Origin of the sequence: Photobacterium carnosum (genome assembly GCF_002849605.1) — a bacterium.
GTDB lineage: Bacteria > Pseudomonadota > Gammaproteobacteria > Enterobacterales > Vibrionaceae > Photobacterium > Photobacterium carnosum.
The window spans coordinates 1-25,879 of record NZ_NPIB01000040.1 but is presented as its reverse complement, the minus strand read 5'-3'; the positions used below and the strand labels follow the sequence as shown (position 1 = coordinate 25,879).

Below are 25,879 nucleotides of genomic sequence, written 5' to 3'. Positions count from 1 at the left end.
CGGGTTCGATTCCCGCTACCTGCTCCAAACAATTCCCTCTTAGTTCAGTTGGTAGAACGCCGGACTGTTAATCCGTATGTCACTGGTTCAAGTCCAGTAGAGGGAGCCAAATAGAAAAGCCCGCAAGAAATTGCGGGCTTTTTTACGTCTGGAGAAAATAGCCTGCAAATAGTGTTGTGTCCAAACGGTGACCAAAATGGTGACCACCGTTTGTGAATGGAGCATTGATTAAGGACATCATAAAATAGCGTTACTCAAATCTAGCTATTATATAAACTAATCCATTGTCTTCTTTTGTACTTCAAATAATTCCCCGACAGGAATATCGAGATAATCACATAACTGTTCAATAACGTCTAAGTCTACTCGAGTTGCTGTTTCATTATATAAACGTGTCAGCGTACCTCGATTAATACCAGTATCTCGTGAAATATCAGATATTTTTAAGCGCTTTTCACCCATTAATTTGGATAAATGACACTTCAACATGTTCTTCTCCTGTTTAAAATGTTCTTCTGTGGGTTAAAAATGGTTGCAATAGGTCAATATTGTGGTACATTTTGTTCTGTAGGAGGGCATTTAGGCCTTTTGTAAAGCAAATCGTGTTATAGGAGATTGTACGATGGACAATACCTACCTTACAACAGCTGAACTCGCTGATCGTATTAAATATGATAAGCGTGTCATTAGAGAGCAGCTAAAAGACACCGTGCTATTTGAAGGTGTTCACTATATCCGTCCTTTTGGTGGACGAAAAATATTGTTTATTTGGGAGCGTGTTGAAGAGGAAATGCTTGTTGGTATTTCGATTCAGTCATTATTCACAGGGAAATAGGAGTCTATATGGCGGCAGTTAATAGTCGGCAAGGTAAGTTGTTTGTTGATTTTCGATATCGAGGGATCCGTTGTCGAGAACAAACTCAATTAATTGATACTCCGGTGAACCGTAAGCGGCTTGGAGGATTAATTAAAACAATTGAAGCAGAAATCACACTGGGTATTTTTGATTACCAAAAATATTTTCCAAAAAGTAAGTCCGTGGTGAAATTTAAAGAGATTGAGCAGCGGGAAACAAATGCTATTCAAGCACTAAAGGCGCCTAATTCACCACGTTTAGCTGAATTTGCAGATATTTGGTTGAAAGAAAAGAAAATCGAATGGAGTAAAGGCCATTATGATGACGTAGACGGTATTTTAACGAAATACCTGATACCAATGTTCGGTAATCAAAAGATCAGCGCCATCACCAAACAACAAATTTTGCAGTTTCGTTCCATCCTTACCAAAGTACCGGGACAAAAAGAGGGTTGTTTAGGCCCATCACGCATCAATCATATTATGACGCCGCTAAGAATGTTGATAAATGAAGCCGCTGATCGTTATGAATTTACCTCAGCGTGGAAAAATATCAAAGCATTAAAAATTGGCCGTAGTGAAATTGACCCATTTTCTTTGTCAGAAATCGAACAGCTAATTGAATGCGCGCCAGAAGAATATAAAGCTTATTATATCACGCGTTTCTTTACCGGAATGCGTACAAGTGAAATTGATGGATTGATGTGGGATAACGTTGATTTCAAAAATAAAATAATTTTAGTACGTCAAAGTTTAGTTAAAGGCGTATTGAAAGGATTAAAGACAGATAGCTCTTATCGTGAGATTGATTTAATTGATCGCGTTGTTGCTGCTCTGAAAAAGCATAAAGAAACAGCAGACTTATCAGATAAGTTTGTTTTTACTAATCGCCACCATAAACCCCTTAACTATACTATCGTGTCACGTACGATATGGTATCCGACACTGGATAGAGCTAACTTGCGTCATCGTAATCCCTATCAGACTCGTCATACCTACGCAACCTTGCTGTTGGCTTCTGGAGAGTCACCTGAATGGATCGCTAAGCAAATGGGGCATTCGACAACAACAATGTTATTTCGTGTTTATTCGCGATTTGTACCGAACCTTACTCGTCGAGATGGTAGTGCATTTGAAAAATTTCTTAATTATGGAGGAAGTTAAGTATGAATTATTCACCCCTTACCGTACATTGCACCAGTTTATGTCTTGATGTTGTCTCTGATGATAAGTTTCACTTTATTAGCATGAGTGAAATTCAAAGTTATAAAGATGACATTTATTCTCTTATTATTGCACGTATGCGATTAACGGTATCAGAGCCACAGCAAGCTGAGCATTTGTTTATTTGTGCTGTGCGTGATGAAATCTTATTTGTTTTATTGCAATGCAAGCGGCATCAATGGGCAAAAGATCCTGGTTGGATTTTGAAAACATTAGAAATGAAGATCACATTAAGCCATCAGGTATATATTCAACATTCTTTCTTTTAATTTTAAATGAAAATCGTGCGTAATAACGAAAGTTGCAGTGTGCGCACAATCTTTTGGTTTTATTTTAACGGGTGCGCACATGCAGAAATATCCAATCGTAATAAATACGAATACTAACCTAAAAACACAAAAGAAATATATTCGATTTGAACATGAGTTATTACTTGAAATAGAATTAGTTAGAGCGAAAAAGCAATCATTTTCATCATGGGTAAAACAAGCATGCCGCAATCAAATAAGTCAGCAATACAACTCGGTTGAAAGTGTGCACACACTTGACGATAACGTTGAAGAGTTTGTGCGCACAGGAGCTGATACCACGATAGATAATGAAGCTAAAGCGTTGGCATTGTATTGGTTATCACGAGGGTTATTTCATCAGCAAATATCTAATAAATTAAATCAGTTAGAAATGAAAACGACGTCTGGCCATGCGTGGACACGCGTTGCGGTAAGATCTTTGTGTAAATAAGAAATATTTATTACTTTAATAACGACTGATAGTTTACATACCATAACAGATATTGAACTATAAAAAGTGAAGTATCAGCAATATTCTAAAACCTCATTTTAATATGTATTTATAATGTGCGCACAATTGATTTATTTTATTTGTATGTGTGCGCATAAATATAAATCTTGTAATAAAAACGGATATCCACTGCAAAAATTTTATTAAAATCTGAGGTGAAAGTGTATTGTCATGAAATATAATATGAAAATAAAATATTAGAAGTGTGTGCACGAAGAGTAAAACGCACTTGTCATTATGCGCACAATGATAATAACCCTGTAAATAATTCGCCAACTTATGAATGTGATATTTAACTATACATTATTTCAATAATGGACGAATATCATATTCAAACTTATCCATAAGCTTTAATGTTGGAATAATAGAATAAGTGCAACAGGACTCCAATACATAAGGTTTTTGACTGTATCGCTGAACGTTGTGCACCTATCACTAATCGTAATAAAAAAGAATAGTTATACAAGAAGGTTAATGTACTAATTAGTCATTTAAACGAATGTGATTTTACTCAAGTACCTATAAAAAAGTTATCGAGAATTTAACTGTTACCATTTCATATTATATCAATAGGTTAAGTGTAAATAGCTTTCCCGTTGGTACTTATGTTTAACTGATTTAATATAATTGATACAAGTTCATAATCGGTATTTTGACACCTAAATTTTTGTTATAATAATCCTACTATATTCAGCATGAAGAGTTCTTATGAATCCAGCAAAACAGTACCTTGGTGATATCATTGGTGGCGGTATTATGCTTCGTGAGAGCAGGCTAATAGCTGAACTATTATTATCAGAACCTGATGTTGAGACATGGTCACAAAAAATTAAAAATGAAAACATGTTACAGAAAACATCAGTACACTCGGCAAAACGTTTTGCATCAACAATCAAGAAACGGTTGGAACCAATGGGGAAAGAATTCCTTGCTGATTTCATTGAGGCCGATGATATATATGCAACTCAACTACTCTTGATTGCGATAATGCTCAATTCGCCAGTGGTTGCAGATTTTATGAAAACAGAACTAGCTGATGCACATCGATTATGTAGAGAAAAACTAGATAGTCATTGTTGGATGGAGTTTTATGAGCAACGCTCACGCGTGATCCCTGAGCTTACTGAGTACTCTGAAAGTTCAATTAAGAAGATGGGTAATAACGTAATAAAAGTGCTAGCAGATACACAGTATCTTGAGTCAGGTCGAAGTAAAATATTACAAACCGTTTTTGTACAACCAGAAACATTGGCTTGGGTTAAAAAGCTAGAAAAACCAGAATTAATTGAAGCGTTACAAATTGGTAGATAGGTAATGAATAAAGCACAAATTAGTGAGTTACAAGACAGGTTAGAAGCAATTGAGCCTAAGCTGCAAAGTGAAGGCTTTTTAAATAATAAAGGTCTTGGTAATGAAATTGGTTTTTACATCTTCGATTATTCACCTAAAGCTGAAGTACTTGTCAATGAGCAATTAGATATGATTTGCCAACGTTTAGAGAAACGAGGGCGTAAGTTTATTCATCTGAATTTATTTGATGTATTACTCGAAATGCTGGAATCTCGAAAATTACTTGAGAAAGCATTTCAGCTCCACAAGGTAAAAGGTGATGAAGCGTTGCTTAAAGCGTTAAAGGGACCTTTAGATCAAAAGCGAATAGCAGAATTTTTAATTAAAAAAATAGAGCCTAATAGCCAAGACTTTGTGTTGCTATCGGGCCTTGGTTCCTGCTGGCCTTTGTTAAGAGGCCATAGCCTGCTTAATGCCCTACATGCTGATATGGGAGATACACCTTTAGTACTCTTTTATCCTGGTAGTTATACAGGTTTAGAGTTACACCCTTTTGGTATAATTGACTCTGCGAATTATTATCGAGCATTTGAGCTTGTACCGCACAAGAAGTTATCAATTCAAAAATGAGAGCTAGTCGTTTATAAGTAAACAGCTTGCGATAAATATTTTATATTTAATAAAGTGAATATTCATGAATATTGAACATATTTTTAGTAAACCTCTAAATCGTAACATAAATGGGGTGGTAAAAGCGGATCAGCTTGATGACCATAGCGTTTGGGTTGAACTTGATGAATATGTTGTAACTAACGAGTTAGATCGACACCTTCGTGTTTTTTTTGAAAACTACCTACCAGCAGTTCAAAATCCAAATGATCCATCAGTGGCTGGTAACATTGGTATTTGGGTGTCAGGTTTCTTTGGTTCTGGTAAATCCCACTTTATTAAAATTTTATCGTATTTACTGGAAAACCGTGATGCTGTGTATTTGGGCGAAACCAAAAAAGCGGTAGAATTTTTTAAAGATAAAATCACTGATCCCATGTTATTTGGTGATATTCACGCATCAGTGAATCGCGATACCGATGTTATTCTTTTTAATATAGATAGTAGAGCAAATACGACAGATAAAGAAAATGCAATTCTGAAAGTTTTTTTGAAAGTATTTAATGAGCGGTTAGGTTATTGCGGTGATCATCCTCATATTGCCCATATGGAACGCGAGCTCGATAATCGTGGTCAATATCAAGCGTTCAAGGATGAGTTTGCTGAACTTACTATGTCTACATGGAATGAGGAGCGCGATGCCTATGACTTTTATCGCGATCAGATGTCTGAGGCATTGAGTAAGGCTTCTGGCCAATCTGAAGAGTCGACACGTCAGTGGGTTGAATCATTAGAAACTAATTTTCCGTTAGATATTTCTAATTTTTGCAAATGGGTGAAGCAATATCTTGATAAAAGTGATGATAAAAACATCATTTTCTTAGCTGATGAGGTAGGCCAATTTATTGGTACTAATACTCAAATGATGCTGAAACTTCAAACTATTACTGAAAATCTTGGAACGACTTGTGGTGGGCGAGCTTGGATTATCGTAACTTCACAAGAAGATATTGATGCAGTATTAGGCGACTTAAAAGCAAAAGAAGGTAAAGACTTTTCTAAAATCCAAGGGCGTTTTAAAACTCGTATTTCGCTTTCTTCATCTAATACAAATGAAGTAATTCAAAAACGATTACTATTAAAGACTGATGAAGCTAAAGATGAACTCGGTATTATTTTTAATCAAAAAGGTGACATTCTTAAAAACCAGTTGGCATTTGATAGTACAACAACTGCTGAATTAGCTAATTTTAACGATAATGTTGACTTTATTGATAACTATCCTTTCGTTCCTTATCAGTACACCTTGGTACAAAAGGTATTTGAATCAGTTCGTAATGCGGGTGCTACAGGTAAACATCTTAGTCGTGGTGAGCGTTCATTATTAGATGCATTCCAAAATGCTGCTCAACAGATAAAAACTGATCGTGTTGGCGCATTGATCCCGTTTTATCGTTTTTACCCTGCAATAGAAAGCTTTTTGGACACAATGGTAAAAATGACCATTGATAAAGCATGTGAAACGCGAACTTTGACGGATGCTGATGGTGATGTACTTAAAACGTTATTTTTAATTCGTTATGTGGATGTTGTAAAGTCTACGCTTGATAACTTAGTGACATTGTCTATTGAAGAAATTGACTCTGATAAAATATCACTAAAAAAACAAATAGAAGAAAGCCTGAATCGTTTAGAACGCGAAATGTTGATTGTTCGTAATGGTAATGAGTACATATTTTTAACAAACGAAGAAAAAGAGATCGAAAACGAGATTCGTCATACTGAAATTGAAGTAGCTAAATTAAGTGATAAAGTTTCAGATTTGTTATTGAAAGAAATACTAAAAGATCAGACCAAATATCATTATCCAGTTAATAATCAAAATTTTGAAATTAGTCGTTTCAGTGATGGTGTCCCAAAAGATAGTAAAAGCGATAATGATTTAGTCTTAAAAATCATTTCACCCTTACAGATGGGTTATGGTGATTATAAGCAAGATAGTTATTGTCAGACATACAGTGGCCAAGAGGCTGGTTGTGTGTTAGTCCGCTTAGGTGAAGACAAACTTATTTGGGATGAATTAACAACATTCATGAAAACTGAGCGGTACTTACAGCATAACAATCATGTTACGCGACCAGAACAAGCTAAGTTATTGAATGAAAAAGCATTGGATAATAATAGTCGTGGCAAGCGATTAAAAACGATGTTTACTGAGCTAGCACTTGATGCGAGTATTTTTGCGATTGGTAATAAACTTGACTCTAAAGGCAGTAGTTTTAGCAAAATTATTGATGCTTCGTATAAATACGTAATTGAAAATAGTTTCCGTCATTTAGATATGTTGAAAGCTTGCGATGATCCATTGCGAGAACTTAAAGCCGTATTAAAGGCTGATGATATTGATAAGCTTAATATTGACCTTAACGATCATGCACACAATGCTGAGGCGATTAAAGAGTTAGAGCGCTACATTCAGAGTAATGATGAGCTGAATCGTGCGATGTACCTTAAAGATGTACTTATTCATTTCTCACATCGCCCTTATGGTTGGCGACGTGAGGAAGTTATGTTGTTGATCGCCAAGTTAGGTTGCGCTGGTAAGGTGAGTTTTACGCTTTCAGGCGAAGAGTTAGCATTGAAACGTAGCTATGATGCTTTTATCTCAGTGCGTAAACATGGTGAATTACGAATTCGACGTATTCGTCAGCATAATGACGAGTTGCTGGGTAAAGCGAAAAAGTTAGGTAAAGACCTATTTCATAAACCGTTTAATGGCGGTGAAAATGAATTGGCGGCTCAATTCTCTAAATACTTTAAACAATGGGATAAAGACCTAAAAATATTTGAGCGCCAGGCGGGAAGCGTTAGTGAATGCCCTGGGCGATCAACGATTGAAGATGGTCAACGTCTAGTTGCTGGAATATTGGAGCAACCGAACAGCTACGCAATTATCGAGCGTATTTTACAAGATGCTAATGAGCTCGATGCCTTTGCTGAAGATTTTGAAGATCTTGAATGCTTCTTCGGCCTGCAGTTTGATACTTGGAAGCAACTAGCTAACGCTCTAAATATCAAGTTCGAAGCGAATATATCGGTACTGGAGAAGCAAGAAGATGCGGCAAAAGCACTGTTAGCGCTGAAGGATATTTATATCAGTAAAAATCCTTACAAACAGCTTAAGAATGTTGCAGGTTTTATTGAACAAGTAGAAAAATCCAACCAAGCACTTTTGATGAAAAAACGTGATCACACGTTAGAGCGTATTGCTAAACGTGTAGCATTGATAGAGAAAGAACTTGTTGGCTGTAGTGCTCCGGCTGAATTAAGTAATAAAGCTCTTTATGCTTTACAAAATAGTCGAAAAATAGTTGAAAAGTCCTCGTCACTATTTGAAATAACAGCAACACAGACTGATGCACAAACTCATCAAACTGAAGCTTTAGAGTTAATCAATGAATATATTGCGCAGCAGCAAAGACTATATGAAGCGCAACAACGTGCAATAAAAGCTCGTGAGGTAGCTGAGAAGCCAGGCCTTTTAGATGTAGTTAAAAAAACGGAGATAACACCAGCTAATTTGCAGGTTCCTCCAATGGTTAAACCAATGAAAACAATCGATCCATTATGCTACTTAATGGAATCAGGTTTTGTGGAAACGCAGGAAGAGATTGAAAAATACCTCGAATATCTTCGTGAAGAACTCGAGGAGGCTATTGAGCAAGGTTATCGCGTTCGATTGGATATTTTGAATTAAGAGTAGAATCCAAAAGGCAACTTTAAGTTGCCTTTTTCTTGAGAGAAGAATAAGAGTTTATTTATTTATGTTAAAAAGAATTCATGTAAGTGCATTTAAATCTTTAGTTGATTTTGAATTAGAGCTAGAAAAGTTCAATTGCGTCATTGGTCTAAATGGAGCCGGAAAAAGTACAGTTTTACAGTTTCTTAGTTATGTTTCTTCTATTTTTAGTGGTGATTTACAGCAATGGTTAGTTAGAAGGAATTGGGAAAGTAAAGATGTAGTCTCTCATTTTTTTCCGACCAGGAAGTCACTAGATCTTGAAATTGATTTTGAATTTGACAATGTTTTATACCTTTGGACAGGTACATTCAACTGGTCAAAAGGTTTATGTACTAAAGAAAAGCTAGTAAAAGTAGTTTCTGACTCTGAACAAACTGAAGTATATCGAGTTGTTAATGGTGCATATGTCTCTCAGCTTAGTGAAAAACAAAAAATAAACTTTAAATACTCAGGCTCAATTCTGTCGGGGTTGAATGAAGATGTTATTCCACATGAAGCAAATCGATTTAGATCCTATATAGTGAATATCGAAAGCCATGACTTACTGACTCCAAAAGTAATGCGATCGGGGCAATATAATAAAGAAGAAAAATTGGGCTCTGAAGGTGAGTTCTTAATCCAGCATATTCATCGTTTAGATAGTCATGACAAAGATATTTTACAAATAAGATTGTCAAAATACTTCCCAAGAGTCATTCGAATTGAAACGAAAGCGTTGATTAGTGGAATGCTTTCTATGGGTATTACAGAACGATATTTTAACGATGATGGTAGTTATAACGATGTCGTTACAGATGCACACCATATTAACGATGGAATGCTGCGCCTTCTAAATATTTTAGTGAATCAGAATAGTAAATCTGGCTTTCAGCTTTTTGATGAAATAGAAAATGGTGTAAACCCTGAAGTTACTGAGCAATTAATGGATAGTTTCGTAGATGCACCTCATCAAACGTTGGTGACTACACATAGTCCTATGGCTCTAAACTACCTGAATGAAGACATCGCGAAATCATCTGTAGTTCTAATTTATAAGAAGAATAGTGGGCATACCGCGTCAATAAAACTGTTTTCAGTACCATCAGCATTAAATAAATTAGATATATTAGCTCCGGGTGAAGTTATGGTTGATTTGTATTTGGCCGATGTTGCAGATGAAGCTGAGAATATTCTCCAAGCAAACAAGAGTAGTAATAATGCTTAGTCGAATTTTTGTTACAGGGGAGGGGATCACTGATATAGGTAGGGCGCTGAATCAAGTTAATATCGCTCATGATGAGAATTTTGAGCATGGCCCCTTTTACACATTGGTTGAGCGCCTTGTGAAAAGGCACTTACCTAGTTGGCATGATGAGTTACCATTTGCTGTTACTTTTGTATATCGAAAAGCGCTTGGGGAACTAACGAAGGATAAAGATGTTCCTACAAGATTTCCAAGTAAAGATAGAGCGTTAAAAGGCCATTTAGATCATACCAAGCGTGCGTTTGCTTTGGCTCTTATCGCCAATGATAATATGGAGCAAGGGCAATCCCATATGGCTATTTATTTTCATGATACAGACGGAACCAGAAGTGAGTTGGAGCGTGAGCCTGAAAGACAGAAAAATAGAGCTGAAGCTGTAAAACTAGGCTTTGAAACTGCTGGTTATGAGAATGGTGTTGCTATGATACCAAAGCCAACTTCTGAAGCTTGGCTTTATTGCAGTTGTAAGGATAATCCCTATTTGGCGTGTGATCTATTAGAAACTGCGTTAGCAGGGAATCAAAACTCTAAAGATCGTTCTCCAAAGGCTATACTCGCGAATGCAATAGGAAAAGATTCAACCAACAGAGAAAATTTGCGTCACTTGGTTGATGCACTTGATATAGACCAGCTCGATATGCCGAGCTTCAATATGTTTAAAAAAGAACTCAAAAATTCAATTCGTCGTATTTGTGGTGAGGTAGAGGATTGATCGATGGATACTCGAAATATAAAAAAATATGCACCAGTCGCTAGAAGAGAGTTTAGAGCGGCAGTTATGCAACGAATGAATGAGCTTGGTCTCTATAGCGATACTCAGATTGCAATAGGAGTCTTAAAAGGTGACGCTTTTGTTGTAGAGGGAAAAGCTTTTGATACTTGCATTCAATCTCAACACATAAAATTAGTCGAAATGGTTAAAACTAAAGGTTTTATTAGTGTTGTTGATGAAGTCGCTTCTACTTGGTTTAACCGTTTGTGTGCTATCCGTTTCATGGAACTGAAGGAATACCTTGATCATGGGTATCGTGTGCTTAGCCACCCGACAAAAGCAAATAGTTTTCAGATTCTAGAGCATGCCGCTGATGTTGCTGAAGATCTTGGTTTAAACCGTTCTGAAGTTCTTGAAATGTCACTGTTAGGTGATAAAGAAGAAGAACTGTACCGTAAATTACTGCTGAGTCAGTGTCATACATTGCATAATGCGATGGACTTTTTGTTCGATAAGGTCGATAGCGTTAGTGAACTGCTACTGCCAGAAGGTTTAACTCGTACTGATTCTATTTTACGCTCATTGGTTGATGATGTACCTGAAGATGACTGGTCTCAGGTTGAAATCATCGGTTGGCTTTACCAGTTCTATATTTCTGAAAAGAAAGATGAAGTGATTGGCAAGGTAGTTAAGTCTGAAGATATTCCTGCTGCAACTCAGCTATTTACTCCGAATTGGATTGTACAGTATCTGGTACAAAACTCTGTCGGTCGTCAGTGGTTGCAGACTTATCCAGAGTCGAGTATTAAAGCTGAAATGCCTTACTATATCGAATCTGCCGAGCAGACCGATGAAGTTAATGCGCAGCTGGTTGGAATTACTCCTGACTCACTTGAACCAGAAGCAATTAAAGTTCTCGATCCAGCCTGTGGTTCTGGTCATATCTTGGTGGAAGCCTATAACACCCTAAAAACAATTTATGATGAGCGGGGTTACCGTTCACGTGAAATTCCACAGCTGATTTTAGAGAACAACCTGTTTGGCTTGGATATTGATGATCGTGCGGCCCAGTTAGCTGGATTTGCCCTTATGATGATGGCACGTGAAGATGATCGCCGTATCTTCACCCGTGGCGTGAAACTTAACGTTCTGTCGTTACAGGAAAGTGCCAATTTAGATATTTCGAAACTGTGGCGAGATTTAGATCTGAACAACGACCAACAAGTTGGTCAAAACCAAGATCTTTTCCTAGATCAAGAAGCTGAGTTGGATGTTGAAAATGAGCAATTCAAGCTTATTAAGCTTATCAAAGAATGGTTCCTGCAAGCGAAAACACTGGGTTCTTTGATTGATGTACCCGCTGAATATCAACAGCAACTAAAGCTACTTAGAGGTAAGCTGTTAGAACTACAAGAAAGTGGTAATACTGCACAAAAACCAGCTGTTAATATACTATTGCCTTTTGTTCAGCAAGCTTGGTTACTTTCTCAACGTTATGATTCTGTGGTCGCTAATCCGCCATATATGGGTGGTAAAGGCATGAACAAAGATCTGAAGGATTTTGCTAAAAAACAATATCCAAATAGTAAATCAGATCTTTTTTCGATGTTCATGGAACGAGCGTTTGAGCTACTAAATGAAACAGGCTTTAATGCTCAAATCAACATGCAATCGTGGATGTTTTTGTCTAGCTACGAAAAAATGCGAGAGTCTCTGCTTGATACTAAAACAATTGTCACAATGGCACATTTGGGGGCCCGTGCATTTAGTCAGATTTCAGGTGAAGTTGTACAAACGACGGCTTGGGTTTTGGGTAAAAAATATATCAAAGAATATTTACCAATCTTTTTTCGTTTAATTGAAGGTAGTGAGCAAGATAAGCGTGATGATTTATTGGCAGGATATAAAAAGCATAGCCATATTATTCAGAGTGATTTTGCTAAAATTCCTGGAAGCCCAATAGTTTATTGGTTATCGAATACAATTATTGATAGTTTTGATGAAGACTATGCAATGAAGGATATTTGTCATTCTTTCCAAGGGATTATAACTGGAGATAACCTTTATTTCTTACGACAATGGTATGAGCTGGAATCTGACTCTATTGGGTGGTGCTTTAATAGTTTTGAGGAAGCAAAAGGAAAGTGTTGTTGGATTCCATATAACAAAGGCGGAAGTTATCGTAAATGGTATGGTAATAATGAGCATGTCTTGAGATGGAATGGTTTTGGAGATAATTTAACAAGAGGAAGAACTGATAATCGAGATTTCTTCTTTAAAGAAGGCCTTTCATGGTCTGATATTTCATCATCAAAACAATCGTTTAGATTTCACTCAGAGTGTGTTTTATTTGATGCAAAAGGTCCTTCTGCATTCTATAAAGACGAACTGCAATATTCAGCTCTTGGGTTAATGAACTCTTCATTTTCATCAAAATTGATTGATGCTTTAAATCCGACATTGAGCTTTCAGATTGATGATTTTTATAAAATTCCAATAAATGAATACTTGATTAAAAATACTGAAATAAGGACTTTGGTAGAAAAATGTATCTCTATAGCTAAAAAAGATTGGGATCTATTTGAAACCTCCTGGGACTTTAAATGCAACCCTTTAATTGCTTTAGGCGATACAAAAACATTGAAAAGTATATTTGTTAATTGGCTAGAGGAAAGCTCTGTAGATATATTAGATGTTAAAAATTTAGAGGAAAAAAATAATGAAATTATATCGATGTATTACGATCTTCAAAACGAGCTTGATATTAGTGTGCCATTTGAACAAATAACTCTTAATGTTAATCCTCTATATCGTTACGGTAGTTGCATTTTGACAGAAAGTATCAAGAATAACTTCCAATCAGATACAATATCTGAGTTTGTCAGTTACTTTATAGGTTGCATGATGGGCCGTTATTCTCTCGATCGAGAAGGTTTAGTCTATGCACACGCTGGTAATAAAGGTTTTACTGACTTGATAAACGAAGGCGTATATAAAACTTTCCCTGCTGATGATGACGGCATCATTCCTCTAACTGATATAGAATGGTTTTCGGATGATGCGACGTACCGTTTCCGTGATTTTGTTCGTACTGTTTGGGGAGAAGAACATCTGCAGCAGAACTTGGATTTTATAGCTGAAAGCCTATGTCTGCATGCCATTAAGCCGAAGCGTGGCGAATCAAGTTTAGATGCTATTCGTCGTTATATGTCGGCACAGTTCTATAAAGATCACCTTAAAACGTACAAGAAACGTCCGATTTACTGGCTGTTTAGTTCTGGTAAGCAGAAAGCGTTTGAGTGTCTGGTGTATTTACATCGTTATAATGAAAGTACTTTGTCACGCATGCGTACTGAATACGTTACGCCATTGCTGGGTAAATATGAAGCGCGCTTAGGTCAATTGGATCAGCAACTGGATTCAGTTTCAATCAGTGAAAAGACCAAGTTGAAGAAAGAAATAACTGCTCTTGAAAAGAAACATGCTGAGCTTCGTACTTTCGATGACAAGCTTAAGCATTTTGCTGACATGCGTATCTCGCTTGATCTCGATGACGGCGTGAAAGTGAACTATGGCAAATTTGGTGACTTGCTGTTCGATGTAAAAGCTATCCACGGCAAATCGGTTAAGTAATCAAAAAATGACGGTGATGATTCACCGTCATTTGAAAATAAGAATAATATAATGGAATTAAATAAGTTTATAAAAAGACAGCCTAATTTTGAATTACAACCAATAGTAAAGTTAGAAGATATTATCAATTTAGAAGCTGATTTATGTGGTTTTGTGATTACAGCTGAAATTGAAGAACAAATAAGAAAACTCTTTTATACTTATTTATTACCAGAACAAAACCCTAGACTTTTTTCAGATAACCTCAATACCGCAGTACTCGTTTCCGGCGATTTTGGTATGGGAAAGAGTCACTTTTTAAAAGCTATTGCTGCAGTACTTGAAAATAGTCCAATAAATAATGGCGATAATAGTGTTTACCCATTGGATATCATCTGCTCAAAAATCACAGATCCTGTCTTGAAGAGTGATATCTGTCTGGCTGCAGAAAATAAAACGAAAGTTATTACACTCAATCTTGACTCAATTATCTCTGAACATGGGACTTTAACAGAAGCGATCTTTTATTCATTTAATAAATCAATGTCTCTGTATAATTATAGCGCTAATGTTATCGCTATAATGGAATCACAGTTATCTGAACATAGAAAGTTGGAACCTTTTAAAACGGCATTTAAAAATGAATCTGGTGAAAACTGGTGTGATGTAGCTGATACATACGATTTTTATCGCGATGAATTACTCAAATCGTTATCTATTACGGTTCAAAAAGAAGTATCTGTTTGCGATAACTGGTTTGAAAATATAGAAAGCACACAGATTAATGTTGATTTTTTAACACGATGGATAGAAGGTTATCTTTCTCTATTCTTTAGAGATAGTAACTCACGCTATGACAAAATTGTTTTTGTTGTTGACCATTTATTTGATGCAATTGATTCCGATAAAAACAAGTGTCAGGAATTCGTGAGTCTACTTGATGCGATAAAAGATAAATTTCATGGTCGTGTTTGGTTTATTTGTTCGGCATTGATTGAAAGCTCAAAATATAACAATGAAAAAGCAGTACGTAATACTAACGTGTTAAAAGGATTGTTTAAAACCAAACTGTCTATTTCTTCGCAAAGTATTCAAAATATAGTAGAGAGTCGATTGTTAAATAAGACAACATTAGCTGAAGATTATTTAAGTAGTGTTTATGACAAATATCATCAAGAGCTCATACCGAAATATTATCAAGCGCTTCCTTTTATTTCACCTAGAGATTTTACAAAACAACGGTTTATTGATTCTTATCCATTAATTCCTTGTTATCTCAGCCTGTTACAAATCATTAATTATCATTTGTATCGAAATCAAAAATCGCATACTCCAGTATCATTAACACCGAGAGTCCTCATCAGTGCTGTGAATAATATGCTATCAAACCTAGTTGAGATAGAAGTAGAACGTACTCTTTGTCTTTCTGATTTGGTAGGGGTATTTGCAGATGTGTTAAAACCTCAATTTTCAAAGGCAATTTTTTGCGATCAAGGCACAGATCTAGAGAAAAGAATTATCTGTACACTTTTTCTCGTACAAGATCTTCCTGGAATTAACTTGTCGGCTGAAAATGTTGCAATATTAGTTTTAGATCGCCTAGATGTAGACTTTGAAGAATATATTACCTTAGTGTCGCGCTCATTAATTAGCTTGGTTAAACAAGGTATAATTCTAAATAATAATCAAGAATATAGTTTAGCAAATTTCTGATATATGCCCAGTGACGAAACGCTGAGATTTAAGTAAAAATAACGCATAAGAATATCGATGAATACTAATAACATTAAAAAATATGCATCTAAAGCCCGCATCGCATTCTTTGAGGCCGTTGTGTCTCGTGCCAATAATCTTGGTATTTATGCTGATCGTATTGATGAAGCAATGATCACCGGTGATGTGATGCAGGTAGGCGATAAAACCTTCCCTGTGAGCCAAAAATCACAACGTGATGCGTTAGTAAAACTGATCGAACAACAAGGATTTCACGTGGTTGCTGCTCACACGGCAAGTACTTGGTTTAACCGTTTATGTGCGCTTCGCTTTATGGAGCTAAAAGAATACCTCGACCATGGTTATCGCGTTCTAAGCCACCCAAGTCAAATGAACGGTTTTGAGATTTTAGGTCACGCGACTGATGTTGCCGAAGAGCTAGGCTTAAACCGCTCTGAAGTATTAGAGATGTCACTAGCGGGTGATAAAGAAGAAGAACTGTACCGTCAGTTGCTACTAGGACAGTGCCATGTATTGCACGATGCAATGGACTTTTTGTTTGATAAAGTTGATAGCGTGAGTGAACTGCTTCTACCTGATGGTTTAACCCGTACTGATTCTATTTTGCGCTCATTAGTCGATGATGTACCCGAAGAAGATTGGGATCAGGTTGAAATTATCGGCTGGCTTTACCAGTTCTATATTTCTGAAAAGAAAGATGAAGTGATGGGTAAAGTAGTGAAGTCGGAAGACATTCCTGCGGCTACTCAGTTATTTACCCCAAACTGGATCGTACAGTACTTGGTGCAAAACTCAGTTGGCCGTCAATGGTTGCAGACTTATCCAGAATCCAGCATTAAAGCTGATATGCCTTACTACATTGAGCCAGCCGAACAGACTGATGAAGTTAACGCACAGCTAGCAGAAATAACGCCTGACTCATTAGAGCCAGAAGCGATTAAGGTGCTTGACCCTGCCTGTGGTTCCGGTCATATCTTGGTGGAAGCCTATAACACGTTAAAAGCCATTTATGATGAACGTGGTTACCGTTCACGTGAAATCCCACAGCTGATATTAGAAAACAACCTGTTTGGTTTGGATATTGACGATCGCGCTGCCCAGCTTGCAGGTTTTGCCCTGATGATGATGGCACGCGAAGATGATCGCCGTATCTTTACCCGTGGCATAAAACTCAATGTTTTATCGTTACAAGAAAGTGCTCATTTAGATATTCCACAACTATGGCGAGATTTGGATCTTAATGACGATCAGCAAGTAGGTCAAAGCCAAAATCTGTTTGTAGAGCAAGAATATGAGCTTGATATTGAAGATGAAAACTTCAAACTAATTCAATTAATCAAACAGTGGTTCCTGCAAGCGAAAACACTGGGGGCATTGATTGATGTACCCGTTGAATATCAACAACAACTAAAGGCACTCAAAGATAAGCTGTTAGAGCTACAAGAAAGCGGCAATACCGCACAGAAACTGGCTGCCGAATTGTTGCTGCCTTTTATTCAGCAAGCATTGTTACTTTCACTGCGTTATGATTCTGTTATAGCAAATCCACCTTATATGGGCAATAAGGGGATGAATGCGGAGTTGAAAGATAGAGTCTTAAAGAGTTTTCCTCGAAGTAAACATGATTTATTTGCAATGTTTATTGAGCGTTGTCTTCAGCTCAACAAGGTCAATGGCTATTCAGCACTTATTACGATGCAAAGCTGGATGTTTTTGTCTTCTTATGAGCAATTAAGACGGTATCTACTTAAAAATCATACACTTTGTTCACTGGTGCAAATTGGTTATAACAGTTTTCCATCGCTAAATTCAAAAGTGGCTCAAGCTGCAATGTTTGTCTTTAACAAGCAAGCAATTGATAATGGATTATCTCAATTTATTGATTTGAATTCAGCCCCAGCTGCCGCAGATAAAGAGCAAGTGTTTCTCAATCGAACACATGACATGCTTTTTGAGTTGGATACAGGTGTTCTTGATGCTCTGCCAGGCTCATCACTTGCTTATTGGCTAACAGAAAAAGAACGTTCTTGTTTTGATTTATCTGAACTGTCAGAGCATGGCGCAGTAAGGCAAGGTCTTGCTACAGGTGATGATGAACAGTTTATCCGTTATTGGTATGAAATTAGTCAGAACAGCATGTGTACTGGTAGCGATAGTTTAGAAGCTGCCGAGACAAGCAAAGCGAAGTGGTTCCCATTAAATAAAGGGGGACAAATGCGACGTTGGTATGGTAATCAGGAATTGGTGATCAATTGGGAAAATGATGGCGAGTCTTTAAAAGACTTTGTCTCAGCCCGTTATGGTAATTATACCAAGAGGCTTGCCAGTATTGATTACTATTTTAAGCCCGGTATTACCTGGAGCCTGATTGGCAGTGCGCAACCTTCTTTTCGGTTTTTTGAAAAAGGGGCGATCATTTCTCATAAAGGGCCCGGTATTTTTTCTAATAAAATTGATCCTTTGATTTTACTTGCGTATCTAAATAGTAATGTAGCCGCTAAACTTTTGAATACAATGACAACAGGTACGTCTTTTGAAGTTGGGCATCTAAAACAATTGCCTATTGTTGTGCCTGACGAATATGAGAATATTCCTCGTAAGCTATTAACTATCTATCAAGATGACTGGAATCAATCTGAGTTAAGTTGGGCTTTCTCTAGTGATGTATTAATGTCTTTTTCTACTGATTGTATGAGTGTGAAGAAGGCATTTGAGCAATATCGAATTGCACAGCAGAATAAGATAGATACCGCTAATGATCTGTATAGCCAAAATGATCTGTTTTTTACAGAACTCTTCGGATTGAAGAACCTAGAGGCAAGTGAGAATGCAAGTGTTGATCTTAAGCTAGCTGAGGAAAGTACAGATATAGCGAATTTTATTTCTTACTTTGTTGGTTGTGCTATTGGGCGTTATTCTCTTGATCGTGAAGGGCTAGTTTACGCTCATGCTGGTAACGAAGGCTTTGCTGATTTAGTCAACCAAGGCGCATACAAAACCTTTGCGGCTGATGATGACGGCATTATTCCACTGACTGACATGGAGTGGTTCCCTGATGATGCGACGTATCGTTTCCGTGATTTTGTTCGTATTGTTTGGGGTGAAGAACATCTGCAACAGAACTTGGATTTTGTAGCTGAAAGCCTATGTCAGCATGCGATTAAGCCGAAGCGTGGCGAGTCAAGTTTAGATTCCATTCGTCGTTATATGTCGGCACAGTTCTATAATGATCACCTAAAAACTTACAAGAAACGTCCGATTTACTGGTTGTTCAGTTCTGGCAAGCAGAAAGCGTTTGAGTGTCTGGTGTATTTGCATCGTTATAACGAGAGTACCTTGTCACGTATGCGTACCGAATATGTCACGCCATTGCTGGGTAAATACGGAGCTCGCTTAGGTCAATTGGAGCAGCAGTTAGATTCTGCGTCAACCAGTGAAAGGACTAAGTTGAAGAAAGAAATGACCGCGCTTGAGAAGAAACAAGCCGAGCTTCGTACTTTCGATGATAATTTAAAACACTATGCTGATATGCGCATCTCGCTCGATCTCGATGATGGGGTGAAAGAGAACTACGGTAAGTTTGGTGATTTGCTGGCGGATGTAAAAGTCATTCACGGTAAAATAGTTAAGTAAACGTTATATTGAACAGCGGAGGCGTACAGGACCTCCGCTGTTCAAATAAATATACCACTTCACACTTCTATCAACGTCAAAAATATCACATTACCTTTGTCGCTAATGAGTAAGTTCATGACTTAAGGTATAATCTTCTTACTACAATCTAAAGTGCCGTAAAACCATGCAAATTGATCAATTAGAGCAAGGTCTCACCAAGAAATTTTCTCAGACAAACATTGTCTTTTGGTATGACCCAGAACAGAGCTTTCTGGATGTCATTGACCAGCTTTCCTTACCTGATGTGCAACTGGTTAATATGGCACATGAGTCGGCATTAGAAGTTAAAAAGTGGATCTTACGTGACAATCCGCAGCAATCCTACCTGCTTTATTTTCCGTCATCTGAGCCCAAAATTGAAGACAATTGGTTGCTTGATGTCAGCTTTTACTCTGGTCAGTTCTATGCAGATAACGCATCAATATTGCTTGCTGAGTTGGGAATAAAAACCATGTCGTTGCGTGAGCACATCAAGGTTCGAGCAAGCTTCTTTAACAAGCAACGTACCGAATCGTTAAAACGCCGCATTACTGAAAATGAAACTGAGCAATCATTAGATCTAAAAATGATTGCGGTATTGGCAACTAATGAACCCATTTTGAACAATATTCTAATGGAATTGTTCAGTCAGTATGCGGGTAATATTGATACTGACGGTGATAGTAATGACGACAATGAACTAATGCTATTGGATCTGCTTTCGAAATACGGGTTGCTCGACTCGTTTTGGCAAGCCGTAGAGCATCAGTTTGGTTATGCTTCGGAAGAAAAGTCCGTTTCAGATTTCCTATATAAGTTGTTCTGCACTGAACTTAGTATTCACATTGATGTGTCTGAGAGTGAAAAGGCATGGGCTTCAGCTAATGTTATTCCTTCTGCATCAGGTCGTGCGTCGGCGTCAGCTTTCATGTTGGAATGGCGTGATAGTAAGCGCTTCAGTCAAGACCATGATGCCATCGCTAAAGTGATTAGTTGTGAGCTAGACATCCCAAGTCGTTGTAACGGTTACTCACCACTTACTCTGCAAGAATGTTATACCTTTGAAGCGGTTGAGCAGACGGTCATTCGTGGACTTGTGCGTTATTTATTGCATGATGATAGTGTAGAGCAAATACTGAAAATGACGCCTGTTGATTTTGAGTCAGTGATTTCAAAACGTTTGAGTGGTCATTGGAGTGAAGTGCGTGTTGAGTACGCGGCAATCTACCAAGCATTAAAGTCTGCCGATAACTTGTTCCGATTACGTCGTAAGTATGCTGATGGCTTCAATTATCCTGATGCTAAATCGATGTTTACCGCATACAGTGAAGAGTTATTCCTGTTTGATCAGCACTATCGTTTATTCAACCAATATACCGATCGTGTTCAGTCTAAAGGAGGGGATATTCTTCGTCGTATTGATGATGCTGTCGAAAGTTTGTATGTAGATTGGTACCTATATGAATTGGGATTAGCGTGGGATGTGCTACTAGAGCGTGAAGACCTACTTGAAAATTGGAACAGCTTGGGAACTCGTCTGCAGAACAATTTTTATGCCCACCAGGTCAAACAAACGCTAGACACATCTAAGACTATTAAGCGTGTTTTTGTCATTATTAGTGATGCACTACGCTACGAAGTGGCAGATGAACTCAAAATGCGCTTGAATAGTGAGAGACGCTTTAAGTGCGAGCTAAAATCAATGCAAGGTGTTCTGCCTAGTTATACCCAGCTGGGTATGGCATCACTGTTACCACATTCTGAACTTGATTATGATGCGAACAGTGCAACAGTACTTGTTGATGGTAAGAGTACCAGCGGATTAGATAACCGTAATAATGTTCTTCAGCGGCATAACGGTATCGCGATTAGCTCAAAAGATTTATTGAGCTGGACGCAAAAACAAGGCCGTGAAGTTATTCAAGATAAGTCTGTGGTTTATATTTACCACGATACCATTGATGCCATTGGTGATAAGGGCGGCACAGAACATAAGACCTTTGAAGCGTGTCATGATGCAGTCGAAGAGCTAAAAGACTTAGTCGCTAAGGCGATTAATAACCTCAATGCCAATCGGGTGCTGGTGACTGCTGACCACGGCTTTTTATTCCAGCAGAAAGGGCTGACACAGCCAGAGAAAACTGGACTTGGAGGTCAGCCGACAGGAGCCTTCGAGGCCAAGAAACGTTATATCTTAGGCCGTTCAATGCCGAATCATGAGCAGTGCTGGCATGGTAGTATTGCCAATACGACCACGAAAGGCATCGGCAGTGATGTTGATTTCCTATTGCCTAAAGGCGCTAATCGCTTCCATTTTGTGGGTGGTGCGCGATTTGTTCATGGTGGTGCGATGCCGCAAGAGATCTGTATTCCATTATTGGATGTGCAGGCGCTTAGAGGCAAAAAAGCCGCTGCCAACGAGAAACAGAAAGTTGGTATTATTACTGAAAAGTCTACGATTCGTTTGGTAAACCAAATTGAAAAGATTCGCTTTATTCAGACTAATGCAGTTGGCGATAGCTACATCGAACGCAAGGTGACTGCGGTGATCAAAGACAGCCAGGGAAATCCGGTATCAAGTGAAGAAACACTGTTGTTTGATGCAACTTCTGACAACATGACAGAGCGTACTCGAGATGCGCGCTTTAAGTTGATAGGCTGTGATTTCAATCGCAATGAAAATTACCAGCTATTTGTAATTGATTCAGCAACAAATACGGTTGTTGAACAGTTCCCACGTCCGGTGATGATTGATCTTCTGGATCGTGATGACTTTGGTTTTTGATGCTCACATTTTCATTTTAATGGATGGAAGCTTAGAGTGATAGATAATAGAGATGACGCAATGATGGATTTACCATTAGGCCAAGATGCTGAACAAGTGATGATGCCAGATTTAGACGGGATGCTAAATGATGTATTTCGTGGTCGCGTCGTTCGGAAAGATCTGACCAAGAAGCTTAAAGAGGGCGCTAATGTTCCTGTTTATGTTCTTGAGTATTTGTTAGGCATGTATTGTGCCTCTGATGATGAAGAAATCGTGCTCGAAGGTCTTGAGAATGTGAAACGCATTCTTGCTGATAACTATGTTCGCCCTGATGAAGCAGAGAAAATCAAATCACTGATTCGTGAGCGTACCAGTTACAAAATCATTGATAAAGTAACGGTTAAACTTAATCAACGTAAAGATATCTATGAAGCAGATTTGTCTAATCTGGGGATTAAAGATGCGGTCGTGCCCAATAAGATTGTTGCGAATAATGAGAAGCTATTAACCGGTGGGATTTGGTGCATTATTACCGTTAATTACTTCTTCGAGGAAGGGCAGAAGATCTCTCCGTTTTCTATTATGAATTTAAAACCGATTCAGATGCCTTCGATGGACATGAATGAGGTTTTTGAAGCGCGTAAAGCGTTTGATTCTAAACAGTGGATGGATGTTCTACTGCGTTCTGTCGGTATGGAGCCAGCGAACCTCGATGATAGAGCGAAGTGGCACTTAACAGCCCGTTTAATTCCATTTGTTGAAAACAATTATAACGTATGTGAACTTGGACCCCGTGGCACTGGTAAATCACACGTCTATAAAGAGTGCTCGCCAAATAGTCTGTTAGTTTCTGGTGGGCAAACAACAGTAGCGAACTTGTTTTATAATTTGAGTCGTCGCCAAGTTGGTTTAGTGGGCTTATGGGACGTAGTAGCCTTCGATGAGGTAGCTGGAATAACCTTTAAAGATAAAGATGGCGTTCAGATCATGAAAGATTTTATGGCGTCGGGTTCATTCGCCCGTGGGCGTGATTCTATTGAAGCGAAAGCTTCTATGGTGTTTATTGGTAACATCAATCAAAGTGTTGAAACATTAGTAAAAACCAGCCATCTGCTGGCTCCTTTCCCTGATGCAATGATCGATACGGCATTCTTTGACCGTTTCCATGCTTATATTCCGGGCTGGGAAATCCCTAAGATGCGGCCAGAATTTTTTACCAATCGATATGGTTTGATCTCTGATTATCTTGCTGAATATATGCGCGAGATGCGCAAGCGAAACTTTGCTGATGCGATTGATAAGTTTTTCAAGTTAGGTAATAACTTAAACCAACGTGACGTTATTGCTGTCCGTCGAACGACTTCTGGCTTGCTAAAACTAATGTATCCGAATGGTGAGTTTGAGAAAGAAGCTGTTCGGGAAATCTTAGTGTATGCCCTTGAATCGCGTCGACGTATAAAGGAACAGCTAAAAAAACTTGGTGGTATGGAATTCTTTGATGTGCATTTCAGCTACTTGGATAATGAAACTTTTGAAGAATTCTTTGTGAATGTTCCTGAACAGGGCGGTAGTAAGCTGATTCCTGAAGGTACTACGTCACCAGGAGTCGTGCATGTTGTTGCCGCTGGAAACTCTGGTCAGTTAGGTTTATACCGTTTTGAAACTCAAATGACGGCTGGAAATGGAAAACATAATACCTCTGGCCTTGGTTCAAATACTGCGGCAAAAGAAGCGGTACGTATTGGTTTTGATTTCTTTAAAGGCAACCTAAAACGTATCAGTGCATCCGCTAAGTTTGCAGAACATGAATACCATTTGCACGTCGTAGAACATCATCATAACGGTGCAAGCACCAAATCGAGCTTAGCATCACTTATCGCTTTCTGTTCAATTCTGCTGAAGAAGCCAGTACAAGATCAAATGGTTATACTGGGAGACATGTCATTGGGTGGGGTAGTGAGCCCTGTTGATAATCTTGCTGGTTCATTGCAAATGGCAATGGATAGTGGTGCGACAAAAGTACTTATTCCTATGGCTTCAATGGGCGATTTATCAACTGTTCCGGGCGAGCTTTTTGCGAAGTTCCAGACCAGCTTTTATACTGACCCGATAGACGCTGTTTTCAAATCACTAGGGGTCCATTAGAAATAATTTCTATTCTGTCATAACTGTTGAACTTAAATTTTAATTATAAAAGAAGTTTGATTATACAAATAGTAGTAATAGTTATTATTGTAGTGATACCTAATAATAAAGCACATGAATATTAGGTATAAAGTAACGCATTGGTATAGTAAATATTAATGCGTTACTTGGTGTAACTATACTCCATATTAAACTAACCTGATCAGGGCATTACGTATTCTTGGTGGGTTAATTATTGTATTGGTTTTTTGTTGCTGAGCATTCTTTGGTATAGAGTTATTTTTCAACATCATTATCCCCATCATATGAAATAAATACAGCAATGTATGTGTTTAATACTTTTTATATCCATACTGTTTTTTCAGTTTCTCCTCGTTTGGACTAATAAATTCAAGCCTTACTGCGCCTTGTGCAAGTTTGCTTTTAGATTTTGATTTTTTCCCCTGTTTTTTCTTTATACTTTTAAGTGCAGACTCCCACTCATTTAAGACTACGCTGTTTTGATGGTATAAGGTGATTGCGCGCCATGATGATTTAGGGGTCATAAAAGAAAACGTTTCAATGAAGATTTTTAGTTTTTTGGGGTCGTTAAAATATATTCCTGATTTACTAACGCTTGTATTATTTAAAGCGTAAGCAAGCATATCTGACAGAACAGTTTTATTCGTTTTATACTCACTGCGTAATTTGACGATGAGCTTATTGATGAGTTGATTTTCGCCATTTGACGTTAGTTTTGCAGGTAGTAATAAGTGCTCTCTTGCTTTATATGGTATTGATGTGTGATTTCCTTAAGAGATACCCCTTTTTGATATTCTTCAAGTACACGATAACAAAGCGTTAAGCTGTTATTTGATACTGTTTGATGGATGTGATCCACTGTAACCCCGTTTTTAACGGTTGAAAGTAATACCATCACGTTGAGTTTCTTAATCAGATAATCGAGATGATTATGCTTGGGATCCTTTATCTGGTACTTGGTAGTCATACCGATCATGATTTTTTGTTTCGTCGTTAATGTGAATTCAGCACGTTTTATTTTCAAGTAAGAAATCAAATCAGAAAAATGGAAGTAGTATGAAAATGTCATCTCTGGTGATTCATGCCCAGCTAATACTGCGATAGCAAAGTAACCATTTTGTAATGATCGCCCTTTAATGACTTCTTGGATGCTCTCCATTTGTTTACTACTTGTATCTTGAGGTTTTGGATGATTAGCTATCTCCAAGATCTAAAATCAGCACTAAATAATCGTCTTGTACGCTTCGTCATAATTTCACCTATCCATGCTATGAGGTGATGATTGTTGTGGCTTAATGAACTTGTACACCTAAATAGGATAAAATACTCTTAATATCAAAATGGTGTACATAATGAAAAAAGCTCGAACAACTTATTCAGTCGCATTCAAACACGATGCTGCTAATTTAG

17 protein-coding genes and 1 tRNA gene are annotated in these 25,879 nt (G+C 37.8%); 15 read left to right on the top strand and 3 right to left on the bottom strand.

What is annotated here, in order from left to right; genetic code table 11:
* The first annotated feature begins 33 nt into the window (after positions 1-33).
* Positions 34-109 (top strand) — tRNA-Asn (locus tag CIK00_RS20295).
* A 167-nt stretch (positions 110-276) separates the two neighbouring features.
* Here CIK00_RS20295 and CIK00_RS20290 read toward each other — a convergent pair.
* Positions 277-489, bottom strand: a complete 213-nt coding sequence (locus tag CIK00_RS20290; RefSeq protein WP_101770365.1) for a helix-turn-helix domain-containing protein — start codon at positions 487-489, stop codon at positions 277-279.
* Between the two features lie 133 nt (positions 490-622).
* Here CIK00_RS20290 and CIK00_RS20285 point away from each other — a divergent pair, with 133 nt between their 5' ends.
* The 14 genes from CIK00_RS20285 (at position 623) to brxL (ending at position 24,448) form a co-directional block, all read left to right on the top strand.
* Positions 623-835 (top strand): hypothetical protein, encoded by a 213-nt coding sequence (locus CIK00_RS20285; RefSeq protein WP_101770364.1) that lies wholly within the window; start codon positions 623-625, stop codon positions 833-835.
* A gap of 8 nt (positions 836-843) precedes the next feature.
* A complete protein-coding gene (locus tag CIK00_RS20280; protein ID WP_101770363.1) occupies positions 844-2,019 on the top strand; it encodes an Arm DNA-binding domain-containing protein in 1,176 nt (391 codons plus the stop codon).
* Positions 2,020-2,021: 2 nt separating this feature from the next.
* Complete coding sequence (locus CIK00_RS20275; protein ID WP_101770362.1) at positions 2,022-2,348, top strand: hypothetical protein; 327 nt, start codon at positions 2,022-2,024, stop codon at positions 2,346-2,348.
* A 79-nt stretch (positions 2,349-2,427) separates the two neighbouring features.
* Positions 2,428-2,820 (top strand): YlcI/YnfO family protein, encoded by a 393-nt coding sequence (locus tag CIK00_RS20270; protein ID WP_144043196.1) that lies wholly within the window; start codon positions 2,428-2,430, stop codon positions 2,818-2,820.
* A gap of 768 nt (positions 2,821-3,588) precedes the next feature.
* A complete protein-coding gene (locus tag CIK00_RS20265) occupies positions 3,589-4,191 on the top strand; it encodes a DUF1819 family protein (RefSeq protein WP_101770360.1) in 603 nt (200 codons plus the stop codon).
* 3 nt (positions 4,192-4,194) lie between these two features.
* A complete protein-coding gene (locus CIK00_RS20260; RefSeq protein WP_101770359.1) occupies positions 4,195-4,800 on the top strand; it encodes a DUF1788 domain-containing protein in 606 nt (201 codons plus the stop codon).
* A gap of 64 nt (positions 4,801-4,864) precedes the next feature.
* Entirely contained in the window at positions 4,865-8,536 is a 3,672-nt protein-coding gene (gene brxC, locus CIK00_RS20255) for a BREX system P-loop protein BrxC (protein ID WP_101770358.1), read from the top strand.
* A 67-nt stretch (positions 8,537-8,603) separates the two neighbouring features.
* A complete protein-coding gene (locus tag CIK00_RS20250; protein WP_101770357.1) occupies positions 8,604-9,785 on the top strand; it encodes an AAA family ATPase in 1,182 nt (393 codons plus the stop codon).
* A complete protein-coding gene (locus CIK00_RS20245) occupies positions 9,778-10,536 on the top strand; it encodes a hypothetical protein (protein ID WP_101770356.1) in 759 nt (252 codons plus the stop codon). The genes CIK00_RS20250 and CIK00_RS20245 overlap by 8 nt, the downstream gene beginning before the upstream one ends.
* A gap of 3 nt (positions 10,537-10,539) precedes the next feature.
* Positions 10,540-14,169, top strand: a complete 3,630-nt coding sequence (gene pglX, locus CIK00_RS20240; RefSeq protein ID WP_101770355.1) for a BREX-1 system adenine-specific DNA-methyltransferase PglX — start codon at positions 10,540-10,542, stop codon at positions 14,167-14,169.
* A gap of 51 nt (positions 14,170-14,220) precedes the next feature.
* Positions 14,221-15,861, top strand: a complete 1,641-nt coding sequence (locus tag CIK00_RS20235; protein ID WP_101770354.1) for a hypothetical protein — start codon at positions 14,221-14,223, stop codon at positions 15,859-15,861.
* A 57-nt stretch (positions 15,862-15,918) separates the two neighbouring features.
* Complete coding sequence (gene pglX, locus CIK00_RS20230; RefSeq protein WP_101770353.1) at positions 15,919-19,515, top strand: BREX-1 system adenine-specific DNA-methyltransferase PglX; 3,597 nt, start codon at positions 15,919-15,921, stop codon at positions 19,513-19,515.
* 166 nt (positions 19,516-19,681) lie between these two features.
* Positions 19,682-22,321, top strand: a complete 2,640-nt coding sequence (gene pglZ, locus CIK00_RS20225) for a BREX-1 system phosphatase PglZ type A (RefSeq protein ID WP_101770352.1) — start codon at positions 19,682-19,684, stop codon at positions 22,319-22,321.
* Positions 22,322-22,420: 99 nt separating this feature from the next.
* Positions 22,421-24,448: a protease Lon-related BREX system protein BrxL gene (brxL, locus tag CIK00_RS20220; RefSeq protein WP_202820824.1), complete on the top strand. Its 2,028-nt coding sequence runs from the start codon at positions 22,421-22,423 to the stop codon at positions 24,446-24,448.
* A 332-nt stretch (positions 24,449-24,780) separates the two neighbouring features.
* Here brxL and CIK00_RS20215 read toward each other — a convergent pair whose 3' ends face one another.
* Positions 24,781-25,092 carry a hypothetical protein gene (locus CIK00_RS20215; protein WP_101770350.1) on the bottom strand — a complete coding sequence of 104 codons (312 nt, stop codon included), beginning with the start codon at positions 25,090-25,092 and terminating at the stop codon, positions 24,781-24,783.
* Positions 25,093-25,178: 86 nt separating this feature from the next.
* A complete protein-coding gene (locus CIK00_RS20210) occupies positions 25,179-25,628 on the bottom strand; it encodes a hypothetical protein (RefSeq protein ID WP_144043195.1) in 450 nt (149 codons plus the stop codon).
* Positions 25,629-25,879: the final 251 nt, after the last annotated feature.